1 protein-coding gene is annotated in these 19,101 nt (G+C 65.9%); it reads right to left on the minus strand.

All coding sequences use genetic code 11. The features are described from left to right. Positions 1-28 precede the first annotated feature (28 nt). Positions 29-19,021 carry an Ig-like domain-containing protein gene (locus CLM73_RS09310; RefSeq protein WP_105238187.1) on the minus strand — a complete coding sequence of 6,331 codons (18,993 nt, stop codon included), beginning with the start codon at positions 19,019-19,021 and terminating at the stop codon, positions 29-31. Between the last annotated feature and the right edge of the window lie 80 nt (positions 19,022-19,101).

The following is a 19,101-nucleotide window of genomic DNA, read 5'->3' on the forward strand; positions in this document are numbered from 1 at the left end:
GGAGCCGGCCTTCCCGTCGGGTCGATGATCAATGATGATCGACGTTCAGCTTCCCCTTCTGCAGCAGGTCGTTGATGATGGCCTGGTTGCTGACGGCCTGACCGTGGGCGTCATGGGTGAGATCGACGCCCTCCAGCACGATCTTCTGATCGGCACCCTGGCCGATCTGGCCCTTGGTGTTGATCTCGAGAATCGTATTGTTGGAGTTTGCCGGATCCTGCTTGAAGTTGAGGTAGTTGGACAGGTTGCCGTCCTTCTCGCCCACGAGCAGGTCCTTCAGGTCCAGCACATCGCCGCCGTCCGCGGGTTTGGCCAGGGAGAAGTCCTTGATCCGGTCCACGGCGGGGTTGGACGTCGTGCCCTGATCGTTGAACTCCCAGCGGAACGTATCCGAACCGTCGCCACCGATCAGGGTGTCGTTGCCCTTGCCGCCGACCAGCACGTCGTTGCCCTTGCCGCCGTTGAGCGTATCGTTGCCATCGCCCGCAAGCAGGATCTCGCTCTTGTCGGTGCCCAGCAGCGTGCTGCCCGCTTGATAGGCCACTGACACGTTGGCGCTATCGCTATGGCCATCCGCCGTGTGGATCGTGTACGAGGAGTTGGCCACGGTGTCCGTACCGGGTGCCCGGGAGTAGTCCACCGTCATCGTGAGCGTGTAGCGTTCCGAGTCACCCGACGTCCACCACGATCCATCGTTGGGGGTGTTCACGATGTGGATTTCGTACTGGGTATCGGCGGACGCGGCAGGGATCGAATCGCCGCTCTGCATCACTTTGTACTGACCCGAACTTCCGGCAAGGCGGTATTCCAATCGGATCGCGTCTGAACCCAAGCCGTGATTCAGCGTCAAAATCTCCCCGGCCAGCAGGGCGATGGTGATCGTATCCTGATCATTCCCGGTCCAAGAGCCGATGGCAGCGAGGTAGCCGTCTACCTTGACCTGCGCGCGGTTTTGGCCAATCTGGGCCAGATCAGCGCGATTGACCGTGAGGGACTTACTGCTGGAGCCGTCGAAAGCAATCTCCTTGATGCCACGGGCAGTAAAGTCAGCTCCCTTTTCCTTCCAGCCCGTATTCACCGTCAGCGGTCCCACCGTCAACGCGCCCGTGCCGCGCACGTCGTTGGCAAGCAGCGATCCGGCCTGAACCGTCAGTTGCGAACTCAGGATGTTGGTGATCACCGTGTCGTTCACGGCATCCGGGTTTTGATGGACCGGCGCCGTGACCGTCAGCGTGAGGCTGGAGCTTGCCGTATCGCCGTCGCCATCCCTGACCGTGTACTGGACGGTGTCGGTGCCGGCGGTTTGCGGCTGGTAGCGGTAATCGCCCAGGTTTTCACCTGCCAGATCGATGGTGAACTTGCCGTGCGACGTCGTCACCGTCAGTTCGGACTTGGCCGAATCGAAGGTGAAGGTCGCGCCGGCGCTGGCCGTGACCTTGTTGGTCGCAACGTCGTAGTTATACGTCTTGCCGTCGATCACCAGTTGCGTGATGCGCGCACCGGACAGGTCGGCGCCCAGCGTGCCGCCCGCCGCGATGTCGCCGACGATCGGCGGCGCGATGGTGTCCGAAATCGCCGTATCCAGACCGTTCAGGTCCTTCACGATGATCGTGTTGCTGTCCTGCGGCTTGCTGGGGTTGTAGGACACCGGATCGATGTACGTGCCGGTGGCGGCGGTGCCCAGACCAATACCGTAGGAATTGATCTGGTTGTCCGTGAGGAACTTCTCCCACGTCGCCTGTTGAGCGGCGTAGACGGGACCGTTTTCGGGGTTTCCGTCGGTAAAGAAGTAGGAAATGTTCTGGACAGAGGCGCCTTCCAGCTTGCCCGTGCCAGAGTTGTTCCACGCGGTCATGGCAGCGTTCAGCGCAGCTTCGTAGTTGGTGCCGCCGCCGTAGCTCAGGCCATCGACAAACGTCTTGGCCTGCGCCAGCGACATCCAGCCGCCTCCCTTCTGGCTTGCCGACGAGTTGAACTCCAGAATCATGACGCGCACGTCGCCAGATTCGCCGTACTGGTCGAGCAGCTTGCCGACCGAGGACTTCAGCACCTCCAGACGCGAGAGCTCACGTCTGCCGCTGTAGACGCCGCTGCCGTAGTTCATGCTGCCGGACGTATCCAGCGTCAGCATGATGTTGGTGCCGCGTGACGACAGCGCGGCGCCGTCGGCGATCGGAACCAGCGTCGGGGCCGTGTCGGTAACCAGCACGCCCAGGTCGCCCGTGGCCTTGCCGCCGAACTTGTCTTCGACCGTGACGGTGAAGTGGTCCTGGACGTTGGTGTCGTCGCCGGTGTGTTGCTGCGCGCCGCTGGTCTGGTACGTGTAGGTCACCTTGCCGGTGGCCGCGTCGTAGCCGGTGAGCGTCAGCGTGCCCTTGCTGGTGGTCAGCGTGAGCGGGTTGCTCGACAGGCCCGCCAGGCGGTCCAGGGTCAGCGTGGCATCGGCGTTGCCCGTGCCGTCGATCGAGATCGACTTCAGTCCGGCTGCAGCGGTGATCACGAAGGAACCGCTACCGGTGGCCTGCGCTTCGGACACACTCAGGACGCCAGGGGCGCCGGCATTGGTGTCTTCGATCGTCAGGGTCGGTCCCGTCGGCTCGACACCGCCGACCTGGAATTGGCCGTTGGCATAGTCGCCGTCCGCGTCCGTCACCTGGTACGTGAAGTCGATCAGCTTGTTGGCCGTGCCGTTCATGGGCTGGTACTGATAGAACTCCCACTTTCCGGTGGCCGGCGTCAGACGGATCTCGAACACCAGATTGCCCGATGCATCCAGACCCTGGATCAGGTTGCCGTTCGAAGCCACATTGGTCTTGATTGCGCCGCCATCACGCGTCGTCAGGCCGCTTTCCACGCCCGTCAGCTTCAGCGTGCCGGGGCCGTCGGCGCCGTACGCAAACTGCAGGTTGCCGTCGGCGTACGCAATGGCATGGACATCCTGGCTGCCCAGGAACGTCACGCCAGTGACCGTGAAGTCGCTGTTGTCGCTGGACGAATTCTTGTGGTTGTCCGTGGCGGACACCACGATCGTGTCGAAACCGCCTTCCTCGACCCGGAAGTTCGCCGCGTAGTCGCCGCCGCTCTTGTCGGAGGTGAAGGTGCGTTCGGCGATCAACACGCCATCGCGATAGAAACGTGCAACGCCGCTTTCCACTTCGCCACCGTACATGGCGGCAAAGTCGATGGTTGCGCCGTAGGCGATCTTTCCGCCGGTGAGGCGGATCGTCAGTTCTTCCGACGCGCCTTGGCCGTTCAGTTCGCGGTAGTCAACCTCGTTCGCGATGTTGTGGTACGGGGATCCCGTGCTCGCAACACCTAGCCCGGCGGTGCTCTGGTTGACCTTGGCGTCGATGAGCGTCAGGTCGTTGCTCGAGGTGAACCCCTTGGCCGAGACTTCCACCGCGCCGTTGCCGAACGTGAACTTCCATTGGTTGTCGCTGCTGGAGCTGCCCGCAAACGACACCTTGCCGGTGTAGACGTCCGGAATGCCGGCGGATTCGACGTTGACGGGCGCGTTCTGCTGCACGACAGGCGAATCGTCTTCGATCGTCACGTTCAGATTGGTGGTGACCGGCGCATTGACGCCGTCAGCAACCTTGACGGTCACCGACAGGCTGACCGTGTCTTCACGCGTCGTGTCCGGATGGTCCACCGGTGCCAACATCTGCACCGTGTAGGCGCCCGCGTTGTCGATCTTGATGATGATGGCGTCGGCGGAGCCGGCACGGCCGGTCAGGGTGTGACCATTGTCGGACAGGGTCCACACGATGGGCACGCCGTCGGAGACGAGGCTGCCATTGGCCGGCGCCACCAGCGTGATCGTGTAGGCGGCTCCGCTGTTGTCGTCGGTGATGCTCAACTGGCCATTGGCCTTCGCCGAGTCGGTCGTGTCGGACGTGCCGTTGCTGTCCTTGATGCCACCGGTCAAGCCTTCCTCGGACACCGCGACGGATGCGTTGCCAACGACAGGCGGCTTGTTGATATCCACGATGGCAGCGTTGCCGCTGTCCGAGATGCCGGCCGGCAGGGCCGTGCCGCTTGCGGTCTGACCGGAGAGCGTGGCGTTCAGAACCATGCTTTCGGTGCCTTCGTAGACGCCGTCGGCGGTCGTGGGCACTTGGACCACAATGCCACCGGTGGTGCCGGACGGAACCTTGACGCTGTACGAGCCGTCCGCGTTGGCCGTTACCGCCACGGACACGCCGCCGATCGTCACGACGGGCTTGCCGTAGTCGGCTGCGGTGACCTGGCCGCCCAACGTGAAGGTGAGGGTGGTTTCGGCATCGACCGGCTTGCTCAGGGCGACGTTGAAGCTCGCCGTATTGCCTTCCGTCACGTTGCCCGCGTCGGAGACATTGAGCGACGGCACATCGGCGCCCGGACCGCGGTCATCAACGATGACGGCGCTGCCGGAATCGGTGATGTTGCCAGGCAGGGCGACGCCGCTGGCGGTGTTGCCCGAGAGCGTGGCGTCCAGCGTCAGTTGCTCGCGGCCTTCAAAGACGGTGTCGTTGATGGTCGGAACCGTGACGACGATGCCGCTGGTGGTACCGGCAGGCACATTGATGCTGAAGGAGCCATCGGCGTTGGCCGTGACCGCGACGGTCTTGCCACCGATGGTGACCGTGGGCGTGCCGATGTCGCCGGTTTCGATCTCGCCACCGAGCTTGAAGGTGAGCTTGGTGTCGGCATCGACGGCCTTGGTCAGGGCCACATTGAAGACGGCGTTGCTGCCTTCGTTGACGTTGCCGGGATCCGAGACGGTCAGGGCCGGGATATCGGCACCCGGACCGCGGTCGTCAACGATGACGGCGCTGCCCGAGTCGGTGATGTTGCCAGGCAGGGCGACACCGCTGGCGGTGTTGCCCGAGAGCGTGGCGTCCAGCGTCAGCTGTTCACGGCCTTCGAACACCGAGTCGTCGGTGGTCGGAACCGTGACGACGATGCCGCCCGTGGTGCCAGCAGGCACGGTGACGCTGTAGGAGCCATCGGCGTTGGCCGTGACCGCGACGGTCTTGCCACCGATGGTGACCGTGGGCGTGCCGATGTCGCCGGTTTCGATCTCGCCACCGAGCTTGAAGGTGAGCTTGGTGTCGGCATCGACGGCCTTGGTCAGGGCCACGTTGAAGACGGCGTTGCTGCCTTCGTTGACGTTGCCGGGATCCGAGACGGTCAGGGCCGGCACATCGGCGCCCGGGTTCGGGTTGGACGGATCGGTGCTGTTGGTATCGACAATCGTGGCGCTGCCCGAGTCGGTGATGTTGCCCGGCAGGGCGACACCGCTGGCGGTGTTGCCCGAGAGCGTGGCGTCCAGCGTCAGCTGTTCGCGGCCTTCGAACACCGAGTCGTCGGTGGTCGGGACCGTGACGACGATGCCGCCGGTCGTGCCAGCCGGCACGGTGATGCTGTAGGAGCCATCGGCGTTCGCCGTGACGGTGACGGCCTTGCCGCCAATCACGACGGTGGGCGTGCCGATGTCGCCGGTTTCGATCTCGCCACCGAGCTTGAAGGTGAGCTTGGTGTCGGCATCGACGGCCTTGGTCAGGGCCACGTTGAAGACGGCGTTGCTGCCTTCGTTGACGTTGCCGGGATCCGAGACGGTCAGGGCCGGGATATCGGCACCCGGACCGCGGTCGTCAACGATGACGGCGCTGCCGGAGTCCGTGATGTTGCCCGGCAGGGCGACGCCGCTGGCGGTGTTGCCCGAGAGCGTGGCGTCCAGCGTCAGCTGTTCGCGGCCTTCGAACACCGAGTCGTCGGTGGTCGGGACCGTGACGACGATGCCGCCGGTGGTGCCAGCCGGCACGGTGATGCTGTACGAGCCATCGGCGTTCGCCGTGACGGTGACGGCCTTGCCGCCGATCATGACGGTGGGCGCACCCACGTCGCCGGCTTCGATCTCGCCACCCAGCTTGAAGGTCAGCTTGGTGTCGGCGTCAACCGCCTTGGACAGCGCGACATTGAAGACGGCGTTGCCGCCCTCGTTCACATCGCCGGCATCCGAGACGGTCAGGGCCGGCACATCGGCGCCCGGGTTCGGGTTGGACGGATCGGTGCTGTTGGTATCGATGATCGTGGCGCTGCCCGAATCGGTGATATTGCCCGGCAGCGCGACGCCGCTGGCGGAGTTGCCCGTCAGCGTGGCATCCAGGGTCAGCTGTTCGCGGCCTTCGAAGACGGCGTCGTCGGTGGTCGGAACGGTAACGACGATGCCGCCGGTCGTGCCAGCCGGCACGGTGACGCTGAAGGAGCCATCGGCGTTGGCCGTGACGGTGACGGCCTTGCCGCCGATCATGACCGTGGGAGTGCCCACGTCGCCGGCTTCGATCTGACCGCCCAGCGTGAACGTCAGGGTGGTATTGGCATCGACCGGCTTGGTCAGCGCGACATTGAAGACGGCGCTGCTGCCTTCGTTGACATCGCCCGCATCGGAAACGGTGAGGGCGGGCACGTCGGCGCCCGGACCGCGGTCGTCAACAATGACGGCGCTGCCCGAGTCGGTGATGTTGCCAGGCAGAGCGACACCGCTGGCGGAATTGCCCGAGAGCGTGGCGTCCAGCGTCAGCTGTTCACGGCCTTCGAACACCGAGTCGTCGGTGGTCGGGACGGTGACAACGATGCCGCTGGTCGTGCCAGCAGGCACCGTGATGCTGAAGGAGCCATCGGCATTGGCCGTGACGGTGGCGGGCTTGCCGCCGATCATGACGGTGGGTGCACCCACGTCGCCGGCTTCGATCTGACCGCCGAGCTTGAAGGTGAGCGTAGTGTCGGCATCGACGGCCTTGGTCAGGGCCACGTTGAAGACGGCGTTGCTGCCTTCATTGACGTCGCCTGCGTCCGAGACGGTCAGGGCCGGGACATCGGCGCCCGGGTTCGGGTTGGACGGATCGGTGCTTTCGGTATCGACAATCGTCGCGCTACCGGAGTCGGTGATGTTGCCAGGCAGCGCAACGCCGCTGGCGGTATTGCCCGAGAGCGTGGCTTCCAGCGTCAGCTGTTCGCGGCCTTCAAAGACGGTGTCGTCGGTGGTCGGAACGGTGACGACGATGCCGCCGGTCGTGCCAGCCGGCACGGTGATGCTGTACGAGCCATCGGCGTTGGCCGTGACCGTGGCGGGCTTGCCGCCGATCATGACCGTGGGCGTACCCACATCGCCGGCTTCGATTTCGCCACCGAGCTTGAAGGTGAGCGTGGTGTCGGCGTCGACAGCCTTGGTCAGGGCGACATTGAAGACGGCGTTGCTGCCTTCGTTGACGTCGCCTGCATCCGAGACGGACAGGGCCGGCACATCGGCGCCCGGATTCGGGTTGGACGGGTCGGTGCTTTCGGTATCGACAATGGTGGCGCTACCGGAGTCGGTGATATTGCCAGGCAAGGCGACGCCGCTGGCGGTATTGCCCGAGAGCGTGGCTTCCAGCGTCAGCTGTTCGCGGCCTTCGAAGACGGTGTCGTCGGTGGTCGGAACCGTGACGACGATGCCGCCCGTGGTGCCAGCCGGCACGGTGATGCTGAAAGTGCCATCGGCATTGGCCGTGACCGTGGCAGGCTTGCCGCCGATCATGACCGTGGGGGTACCCACATCGCCGGCTTCGATTTCGCCACCCAGCTTGAAGGTGAGCGTGGTGTCGGCATCGACGGACTTGGTCAGAGCCACGTTGAAGACGGCGTTGCTGCCTTCGTTAACGTCGCCTGCGTCCGAGACAGTCAGGGCCGGCACGTCGGCGCCCGGGTTCGGGTTGGACGGATCGGTGCTTTCGGTATCGACAATGGTGGCGCTACCGGAGTCGGTGATGTTGCCAGGCAAGGCGACGCCGCTGGCGGAGTTGCCCGTCAGCGTGGCGTCCAGCGTCAGCTGTTCACGGCCTTCAAACACCGAATCGTCGGTGGTCGGGACGGTGACGACGATGCCGCCGGTCGTGCCAGCCGGCACGGTGATGCTGAAAGTGCCATCGGCGTTGGCCGTGACCGTGGCGGCCTTGCCGCCGATCATGACGGAGGGGGTGCCCACATCGCCGGCTTCGATTTCGCCACCCAGCTTGAATGTCAGCGTGGTGTCGGCATCGACGGCCTTGGTCAGGGCCACGTTGAAGACGGCATTGCTGCCTTCGTTGACGTCGCCGGCATCCGAGACGGTGAGTGCGGGCACGTCAGCGCCCGGGTTCGGGTTCGATGGATCGGTGCTTTCGGTATCGACGATCGTGGCGCTGCCCGAGTCGGTGATGTTGCCCGGCAAGGCGACGCCGCTGGCGGTAGTGCCCGAGAGCGTGGCGTCCAGCGTCAGCTGCTCGCGTCCCTCGAAGACGGTGTCGTCGGTGGTCGGGACGGTGACGACGATGCCGCCGGTGGTGCCGGCCGGCACGGTGACGCTGTACGAGCCATCGGCGTTCGCCGTGACCGTGACGGCCTTGCCGCCGATCATGACCGTGGGGGTGCCCACGTCGCCGGCTTCGATCTGACCGCCCAGCGTGAACGTCAGCGTCGTGTTGGCATCAATCGGCTTGGTCAGCGCGACGTTGAAGACCGCGTCGCTGCCTTCGTTGACATCGCCTGCGTCCGAGACGGTCAGGGCCGGCACATCCGCGCCCGGACCGCTGTCGTCAACGATGACGGCGCTGCCGGAGTCGGTGATGTTGCCCGGCAGGGCGACACCGCTGTCGGTGGTGCCCGAAAGCGTGGCTTCCAGGGTCAGCTGTTCGCGGCCTTCGAAGACGGCGTCGTCGGTGGTCGGGACGGTGACGACAATGCCACCGGTCGTGCCAGCAGGCACCGTGATGCTGAACGAGCCGTCAGCATTGGCGGTGACCGTCGCAGGCTTGCCGCCAATCATGACGGTGGGCGCACCCACATCGCCGGTTTCGATTTCGCCACCCAGCTTGAAGGTGAGGGTGGTGTCGGCATCGACGGCCTTGGTCAGGGCAACATTGAAGACGGCGTTGCTGCCTTCGTTGACGTCGCCGGCATCGGAGACGGTGAGCGCGGGCACGTCGGCGCCCGGGTTCGGGTTGGACGGGTCGGTGCTTTCGGTATCGACGATCGTCGCGCTACCGGAGTCGGTGATATTGCCAGGCAGCGCAACGCCGCTGGCCGAGTTGCCGGTCAGCGTGGCGTCCAGCGTCAGCTGTTCACGGCCTTCGAAGACCGTGTCGTCGGTGGTCGGGACCGTGACAACGATGCCGCCCGTCGTGCCAGCAGGCACGGTGACGCTGAAAGTGCCATCGGCGTTGGCCGTGACCGTGGCGGGCTTGCCGCCGATCATGACCGTGGGAGCGCCCACGTCACCGGCTTCGATTTCGCCGCCGAGTTTGAAGGTGAGCGTGGTGTCGGCGTCGACAGCCTTGGTCAGCGCGACATTGAAGACGGCGTTGCTGCCTTCGTTGACGTCGCCCGCATCCGAGACGGTCAGGGCCGGCACGTCCGCGCCCGGATTCGGGTTGGACGGATCGGTGCTTTCGGTATCGACAATCGTCGCGCTACCGGAGTCGGTGATGTTGCCCGGCAAGGCGACGCCGCTGGCGGTAGTGCCCGAGAGCGTGGCGTCCAGCGTCAGCTGTTCGCGGCCTTCAAAGACGGTGTCGTCGGTGGTCGGAACCGTGACGACGATGCCGCCGGTCGTGCCAGCCGGCACGGTGATGCTGTACGAGCCATCGGCGTTGGCAGTGACGGTGGCAGGCTTGCCGCCGATCATGACCGTGGGGGTACCCACATCGCCGGCTTCGATTTCGCCACCGAGCTTGAAGGTGAGCGTGGTGTCAGCGTCGACGGCCTTGGTCAGCGCGACATTGAAGACGGCGTTGCTGCCTTCGTTGACGTCGCCGGCATCCGAGACGGTCAGGGCCGGCACGTCCGCGCCCGGGTTCGGGTTGGACGGATCGGTGCTTTCGGTATCGACAATCGTGGCGCTACCGGAGTCGGTGATGTTGCCCGGCAGCGCGATGCCGCTGGCCGAATTGCCGGTCAGCGTCGCGTCCAGCGTCAGTTGTTCGCGGCCTTCAAAGACGGTGTCGTCAGTGGTCGGGACGGTGACGACGATGCCACCGGTCGTGCCAGCCGGCACGGTGATGCTGTAGGAGCCATCGGCATTCGCGGTCACGACGGCAGGCTTGCCGCCGATCATGACGGTGGGGGCACCCACGTCGCCAGCTTCGATCTGGCCACCCAGCGTGAACGTGAGGGTGGTGTCGGCATCAACCGGCTTGGACAGCGCGACGTTGAAGACGGCTTCGCTGCCTTCGTTGACGTCGCCGGCGTCCGAGACGGAGAGGACCGGAACATCCGCGCCCGAGCCGTGATCGTCAACGATAACGGCGCTGCCGGAGTCGGTGATGTTGCCCGGCAGCGCGATGCCGCTGGCCGAGCTGCCGGTCAGCGTGGCGTCCAGGGTCAGTTGTTCACGGCCTTCAAACACCGAATCATCGGTGGTCGGGACGGTGACGACGATGCCGCCGGTGGTGCCAGCAGGCACGGTGACGCTGAAAGTGCCATCGGCGTTCGCCGTGACGGTGGCAGGCTTGCCACCGATCATGACGGTGGGCGCACCCACGTCGCCGGCTTCGATCTGGCCGCCCAGGGTGAACGTGAGGGTGGTGTCGGCATCAACAGGCTTGGACAGCGCGACGTTGAAGACGGCTTCGGTGCCTTCGTTGACGTCACCGGCATCCGAGACGGAAAGGACCGGCACATCCGCACCCGAGCCGTGGTCGTCAACGATGACGGCGCTGCCGGAGTCGGTGATGTTGCCCGGCAGGGCGACGCCGCTGGCCGAGCTGCCGGTCAGCGTGGCGTCCAGCGTCAGTTGTTCACGGCCTTCGAAGACCGAGTCATCGGTGGTCGGGACGGTGACGACGATGCCGCCGGTCGTGCCGGCAGGCACGGTGACGCTGTAGGAGCCATCGGCATTCACGGTCACGACGGCAGGCTTGCCGCCGATCATGACGGCGGGGGCGCCCACGTCGCCGGCTTCGATCTGGCCACCGAGCGTGAACGTCAGGGTGGTGTCGGCATCAACAGGCTTGGACAGCGCGACGTTGAAGACAGCCTCACTGCCTTCGTTGACGTCGCCGGCGTCCGAGACGCTCAGGGACGGCACATCCGCACCCGAACCGTGGTCGTCAACGATGACGGCGCTGCCGGAGTCGGTGATGTTGCCCGGCAGGGCGACGCCGCTGGCCGAGCTGCCGGTCAACGTGGCGTCCAGCGTCAGTTGTTCACGGCCTTCGAAGACCGAGTCATCGGTGGTCGGAACCGTGACGACGATGCCGCCCGTGGTGCCAGCGGGCACGGTGACGCTGAAAGTGCCATCGGCGTTAGCCGTGACGGTGGCGGGCTTGCCACCGATCATGACGGTGGGCGCACCCACGTCACCGGCTTCGATCTGACCACCCAGCGTGAACGTCAGCGTGGTATCAGCGTCGACCGGCTTGGACAGCGCGACGTTGAAGACAGCCTCACTGCCTTCGTTGACGTCGCCGGCGTCCGAGACGCTCAGGGACGGCACATCCGCACCCGAACCGTGGTCGTCAACGATAACGGCGCTGCCTGAGTCGGTGATGTTGCCCGGCAGGGCGACGCCGCTGGCCGAGCTGCCGGTCAGCGTGGCGTCCAGCGTCAGCTGTTCACGGCCTTCGAAGACCGAGTCATCGGTGGTCGGGACGGTGACGACGATGCCGCCGGTCGTGCCGGCAGGCACGGTGACGCTGTAGGAGCCATCGGCATTCACGGTCACGACGGCAGGCTTGCCGCCGATCATGACGGCGGGGGCGCCCACGTCGCCGGCTTCGATCTGGCCACCGAGCGTGAACGTCAGGGTGGTGTCGGCATCAACCGCCTTGGACAGGGCGACGTTGAAGGTGGCATTGCTGCCTTCGTTGACGTCGCCGGCATCCGAGACCGTCAGCGCGGGCACGTCGGCGCCCGGGTTCGGGTTCGACGGGTCGGTGCTTTCGGTATCGACAATCGTGGCGCTGCCGGAATCGGTGATGTTGCCCGGCAGGGCGACGCCGCTGGCCGAGCTGCCGGTCAGCGTAGCGTCCAGCGTCAGCTGTTCGCGGCCTTCGAACACCGCGTCATCGGTGGTCGGAACCGTGACGACGATGCCGCCCGTGGTGCCAGCAGGCACGGTGACGCTGAAAGTGCCATCGGCGTTCGCCGTGACGGTGGCGGGCTTGCCACCGATCATGACGGTGGGCGCACCCACGTCGCCGGCTTCGATCTGGCCGCCCAGGGTGAACGTGAGGGTGGTGTCGGCATCAACAGGCTTGGACAGCGCGACGTTGAAGACGGCTTCGGTGCCTTCGTTGACGTCACCGGCATCCGAGACGGAAAGGACCGGCACATCCGCACCCGAGCCGTGGTCGTCAACGATGACGGCGCTGCCGGAGTCGGTGATGTTGCCCGGCAGGGCGACGCCGCTGGCCGAGCTGCCGGTCAGCGTGGCGTCCAGCGTCAGTTGTTCACGGCCTTCGAACACCGAGTCGTCGGTGGTCGGGACTGTGACAACGATGCCGCCAGTCGTACCGGCAGGGACGGTGACGCTGTAGGTACCGTCCGGATTGGCCGTGACGGTGGCGGGCTTGCCACCGATCATGACGGTGGGCGCACCCACGTCGCCGGCTTCGATCTGGCCGCCCAGCGTGAACGTCAGGGTGGTGTCGGCATCAACAGGCTTGGACAGCGCGACGTTGAAGACAGCCTCGCTGCCTTCGTTGACGTCGCCGGCGTCCGAGACGCTCAGGGACGGCACATCCGCACCCGAACCGTGGTCGTCAACGATGACGGCGCTGCCGGAGTCGGTGATGTTGCCCGGCAGCGCGACGCCGCTGGCCGAGCTGCCGGTCAGCGTGGCGTCCAGCGTCAGTTGTTCACGGCCTTCGAACACCGAGTCGTCGGTGGTCGGGACTGTGACAACGATGCCGCCAGTCGTACCGGCAGGGACGGTGACGCTGTAGGTACCGTCCGGATTGGCCGTGACGGTCGCGGGCTTGCCGCCGATCATGACGGTGGGCGCACCCACGTCGCCGGCTTCGATCTGGCCACCGAGCGTGAACGTCAGGGTGGTGTCGGCATCAACAGGCTTGGACAGCGCGACGTTGAAGACAGCCTCACTGCCTTCGTTGACGTCGCCGGCGTCCGAGACGCTCAGGGACGGCACATCCGCACCCGAACCGTGGTCGTCAACGATGACGGCGCTGCCGGAGTCGGTGATGTTGCCCGGCAGGGCGACGCCGCTGGCCGAGCTGCCGGTCAGCGTGGCGTCCAGCGTCAGCTGTTCACGGCCTTCGAACACCGAGTCGTCGGTGGTCGGGACCGTGACGACGATGCCGCCGGTCGTGCCAGCAGGCACGGTGACGCTGAAGGAGCCATCGGCGTTGGCCGTGACCGTGGCGGGCTTGCCGCCGATCATGACGGTGGGCGCACCCACGTCACCGGCTTCGATCTGACCACCCAGCGTGAACGTCAGCGTGGTATCAGCGTCGACGGCCTTGGTCAGCGCGACATTGAAGACGGCGTTGCTGCCTTCATTGACATCGCCCGCATCCGAGACGGTCAGGGCCGGCACATCAGCGCCAGAGCCATGATCGTCAACGATGACGGCGCTGCCGGAATCGGTGATGTTGCCCGGCAGCGCGACACCGCTAGCGGTATTGCCCGAGAGGGTGGCGTCCAGCGTCAGCTGTTCGCGGCCTTCGAAGACCGAGTCGTCGGTGGTCGGGACCGTGACAACGATGCCGCCAGTCGTACCGGCAGGCACGGTGACGCTGTAGGTACCGTCCGGATTGGCCGTGACCGTGGCGGGCTTGCCGCCGATCATCACGGTGGGGGTACCCACGTCGCCGGCTTCGATCTGGCCGCCCAGCGTGAACGTCAGGGTGGTGTCGGCATCGACCGGCTTGGACAGCGCGACGTTGAAGACAGCCTCGCTGCCTTCGTTGACGTCGCCGGCATCCGAGACGGTCAGCGCGGGCACGTCGGCGCCCGGGTTCGGGTTGGACGGGTCGGTGCTTTCGGTGTCCACAATGGTGGCGCTACCGGAATCGGTGATGTTGCCAGGCAGGGCGACGCCGCTGGCCGAGTTGCCGGTCAGCGTGGCGTCCAGCGTCAGCTGTTCGCGGCCTTCAAACACCGAGTCGTCGGTGGTCGGGACCGTGACAACGATGCCGCCGGTCGTGCCTGCCGGCACGGTGACGCTGAAGGAGCCATCGGCATTGGCCGTGACCGTGGCGGGCTTGCCGCCAATCATCACGGTGGGGGTGCCGATGTCGCCGTCTTCGATCTGGCCACCCAGCGTGAACGTCAGGGTGGTGTCGGCGTCGACGGGCTTGGACAGCGCGACGTTGAAGGTGGCATTGCTGCCTTCGTTGACGTCGCCCGCATCCGAGACGGTGAGTGCGGGCACGTCAGCGCCCGGACCGTGATCGTCAACGATAACGGCGCTGCCCGAGTCGGTGATATTGCCCGGCAGGGCAATGCCGCTGGCCGAGCTGCCGGTCAGCGTGGCGTCCAGCGTCAGTTGTTCGCGGCCTTCAAACACCGAATCATCGGTGGTCGGGACGGTGACGACGATTCCGCCGGTCGTGCCAGCGGGCACGGTGATGCTGTAGGAGCCATCGGCATTCGCAGTCACGACGGCGGGCTTGCCGCCGATCATGACGGTGGGCGTGCCCACGTCGCCAGTTTCAATCTGGCCACCCAGCGTGAACGTCAACGTGGTGTCAGCGTCGACGGCCTTGGACAGCGCGACGTTGAAGACGGCGTTGCTGCCTTCGTTGACGTCACCGGCATCCGAGACGGAGAGGACCGGCACATCCGCGCCCGAGCCATGGTCGTCAACGATGACGGCGTTTCCGGAGTCGGTGATGTTGCCAGGCAGGGCGACGCCGCTGGCCGAGTTGCCGGTCAGCGTGGCGTCGAGCGTCAGCTGTTCACGGCCTTCAAACACCGAATCATCGGTGGTCGGGACGGTGACGACAATGCCGCCGGTCGTGCCGGCAGGCACCGTAACGCTGTACGTGCCGTCCGGATTGGCCGTAACGGTGGCGGGCTTGCCGCCGATCATGACGGTGGGCGCACCCACGTCACCGGCTTCGATCTGACCTCCCAGCGTGAACGTCAGCGTGGTATCAGCGTCGACAGCCTTGGTCAGTGCGACATTGAAGACGGCGTTGCTGCCTTCGTTGACGTCGCCGGCATCCGAGACGGTCAGGGCCGGTACATCGGCGCCCGGGTTCGGGTTGGACGGGTCGGTGCTTTCGGTATCGACGATCGTCGCGCTACCGGAATCGGTGATATTGCCAGGAAGGGCGACACCGCTGGCGGTATTGCCCGAGAGGGTGGCGTCCAGCGTCAGCTGTTCGCGGCCTTCGAAGACCGAGTCATCGGTGGTCGGGACCGTGACGACGATGCCGCCCGTGGTGCCAGCCGGCACGGTGACGCTGAACGTGCCATCGGCGTTGGCCGTGACGGTGGCGGGCTTGCCGCCGATCATGACGGTGGGCGCACCCACGTCGTCCGCTTCGATCTGGCCGCCCAGCTTGAAGGTGAGCGTGGTGTCGGCATCGACCGGCTTGGTCAGCGCGACATTGAAGACGGCGTTGCTGCCTTCGTTGACGTCGCCGGCATCCGAGACGGACAGGGCCGGCACATCGGCGCCCGGATTCGGGTTGGACGGGTCGGTGCTTTCGGTGTCCACAATGGTGGCGCTACCGGAATCGGTGATGTTGCCAGGCAGGGCGACGCCGCTGGCCGAGTTGCCGGTCAGCGTGGCGTCCAGCGTCAGCTGTTCGCGGCCTTCGAACACTGCGTCGTCGGTGGTCGGAACGGTAACAACGATGCCGCCGGTCGTGCCAGCCGGCACGGTGATGCTGTAGGAGCCATCGGCATTGGCAGTCACGACGGCGGGTTTGTTGCCGATCATGACGGTGGGGACACCGATGTCGCCGGCTTCGATTTGCCCGCCCAGCGTGAACGTCAGCGTGGTATCGGCGTCGACGGCCTTGGTCAGCGCGACATTGAAGACCGCGTTGCTGCCTTCGTTGACGTCGCCTGCGTCCGAGACGGTGAGGGCAGGCACGTCGGCGCCTTCGCCTTGGTTGTCAACGATGACGGCGCTGCCGGAGTCGGTGATGTTGCCAGGCAGGGCGACGCCGCTGGCGGTAGTGCCCGACAGCGTGGCGTCCAGCGTCAGCTGTTCGCGGCCTTCAAACACCGCGTCGTCGGTGGTGGGAACGGTGACAACGATGCCGCCGGTGGTGCCGGCAGGAACCGTAACGCTGTACGTGCCGTCCGGATTGGCCGTGACGGTGGCGGGCTTGCCGCCAATCATGACGGTGGGGGTACCCACGTCGCCCGCTTCAATTTGCCCGCCCAGCGTGAACGTCAGCGTGGTGTCGGCATCAACCGGCTTGGTCAGCGCGACGTTGAAGACCGCGTTGCTGCCTTCGTTGACGTCGCCGGCGTCCGAGACGGTGAGGGCAGGCACGTCGGCGCCTTCGCCTTGGTTGTCAACGATGACGGCGCTGCCGGAGTCGGTGATGTTGCCAGGCAGCGCAACGCCGCTGGCGGTATTGCCCGTCAGCGTGGCGTCCAGCGTCAGCTGTTCGCGGCCTTCGAACACCGAATCGTCGGTGGTCGGGACGGTGACGACGATGCCGCCGGTCGTGCCTGCCGGCACGGTGACGCTGAAGGAGCCATCGGCGTTGGCCGTGACGGTGGCGGGCTTGCCGCCAATCATCACGGTGGGGGTGCCGACGTCGCCGGCTTCAATTTGACCGCCCAGCGTGAACGTCAGGGTGGTGTCGGCGTCGACGGGCTTGGAAAGGGCGACGTTGAATACAGCGTCGCTGCCTTCGTTGACGTCGCCGGCATCCGAGACGGTCAGGGCCGGGACATCCGCGCCCGGGTTCGGGTTGGACGGATCGGTGCTTTCGGTATCGACGATCGTCGCGCTGCCGGAGTCGGTGATGTTGCCCGGCAGGGCGACACCGCTGGCGGTATTGCCCGAGAGCGTGGCGTCCAGCGTCAGTTGCTCACGGCCTTCAAACACCGAGTCGTCGGTGGTCGGGACGGTGACGACGATGCCGCCGGTCGTGCCAGCCGGCACGGTGATGCTGTAGGAGCCATCTGCATTGGCCGTGACGGTGACGGCCTTGCCGCCAATCATGACGGTGGGGGTGCCGATGTCACCGGCTTCGATCTGACCACCCAGCGTAAACGTCAGGGTGGTGTCGGCGTCGACGGGCTTGGTCAGCGCCACATTGAAAACGGCGTTGCTGCCTTCGTTGACATCGCCTGCGTCGGAGACGTTCAGGCCCGGCACATCGGCGCCAGGACCGCGGTCGTCAACGATGACGGCGCTGCCCGAGTCGGAGATGTTGCCCGGCAGCGCGACGCCGCTGGCGGTATTGCCCGAGAGCGTGGCATTCAGGGTCAGTTGCTCACGGCCTTCGAACACGGAATCGTCGGTCGTCGGCACGGTGACGACGATGCCGCCGGTCGTGCCAGCCGGCACGGTGACGCTGTAGGAGCCATCGGCGTTTGCCGTGACGGTGGCAGGCCGGCCGCCGATCATGACGGTGGGGGTACCCACGTCGCCGGCTTCGATCTGACCGCCCAGCGTGAACGTCAGGGTGGTGTCGGCATCGACCGACTTGGTCAGGGCGACGTTGAAGACGGCGTCGCTGCCTTCGTTGACTTCGCCCGCGTCCGAGACGGTCAGGGCCGGCACGTCGGCGCCCGGGTTCGGGTTGGTCGGATCGGTGCTGTCGGTATCGACAATCGTGGCGTTGCCGGTGTCGGAGATGCCGGTGGGCAACTGGGCGCCGTTGGCGGCCTGGCCGCTCAGCGTGGCCTCCAGCGTCAGGGTCTCGCGGCCCTCGAAAGTGTTGTCGTCAGTCGTGGGCAACGTCACCACGATGCCGTTCGTGACGCCGGCGGGCAGCTTGAAGCTGTACGTGCCGTCTGCATTGGCAGTCACGGCCACGGCTACGCCGCCGATGGTGACGACAGGCACGCCGACATCCTGGGGCTCGACCTGACCACCGACCTTGAGCGTGATGGTCGTTTCACGGTCCAGGTCGACCGTGTTGCCCAAGGTGATGTTGAACGTGGCGGTGCCGCCTTCGTTGATCACGCCGGCATCCGACACGGCGATCGTGGGCACATCGAGCACGCCGACGATGGTGACGGCGACCGTTGCGGTCGAGGTGGCGCCCGACGGGTCGGTAATCGTGTAGGAAATGGTCGAGGTCGCCGTTTCACCTTCGCCCAGGCCCTTGTACTCGCCGTTGGGATTGAAAACGTACGAGCCGTCAGGAAATACCGTGAACGACCCGCCGTTCGAGCCGGGCACGGTCAGTCCGGCGCCGGTCATCGGACGGCCGTTGACGGACACCAGCGTCAGTGCGTCGCCATCGGCGTCCGCGTCGTTCGAGAGCAGGTTCCCGCGGATCGAATCGTCTTGGCGGGTGGAGACTGCGTCGTTCAGGGCGTTCGGGGGCGTGTTGCCCGGAACGGGTACGGCGGCGTCGCCGTCATCGCCGGTAAGCCCCGCGCCCGACACGCGCGGCAGCGTGTCGTCGCCGCGCGCCGGATTCGGGTAGGCCAGGTCCAGCGGGCTGGTGGTTTCCAGGATGCGGGCCAGGCGCACGAAGCTGCTGCCGCCGGCTTCGCCGCCGCCGGCCACGACCGCGGCCGTGGGATCCAACTCATCGAACGGGTCGCGGCCGGCTTGCAGGGCAGCCAGCAGGCGGTCGGAATCGGTGCCCGAGGGCGGTGCGACCGCCGCTTCGGTGGGATCGGCCAGCGGGCCGGTCATGTCGCCGTTGACTGCGACTTCGCGGCCTTCGCCGATGACGATCGGCATGCCGTTTTCGACCTGAAGCGAAACCGTGGCGCCCGAGGCAGTGACGATGTCGCTGCCGGCGGGGACTTTGCTGCCTTGATGCAGTTCGGTCAGGGAACCGTCGCTATTGCGAATCCACGCGCGACCGGAGATTTCGTTGACGACTGCGGGAGAGGAGTTGGCCATGTTGGTTCCGTTTCAGGGAGTTATCCAAGATGGCCAGATACTACGGGTCGCCGCTGCCGGCGGATATTGTCCTTGAGGAC

Origin of the sequence: Achromobacter spanius (genome assembly GCF_002966795.1) — a bacterium.
Classification (GTDB): domain Bacteria; phylum Pseudomonadota; class Gammaproteobacteria; order Burkholderiales; family Burkholderiaceae_B; genus Achromobacter; species Achromobacter spanius_D.

What these genes read in the sequence shown, in the direction of transcription:
- CLM73_RS09310 (WP_105238187.1), bottom strand. Translation starts at nt 19,021, where the DNA reads ATGGCCAACTCCTCTCCCGCAGTCGTCAACGAAATCTCCGGTCGCGCG.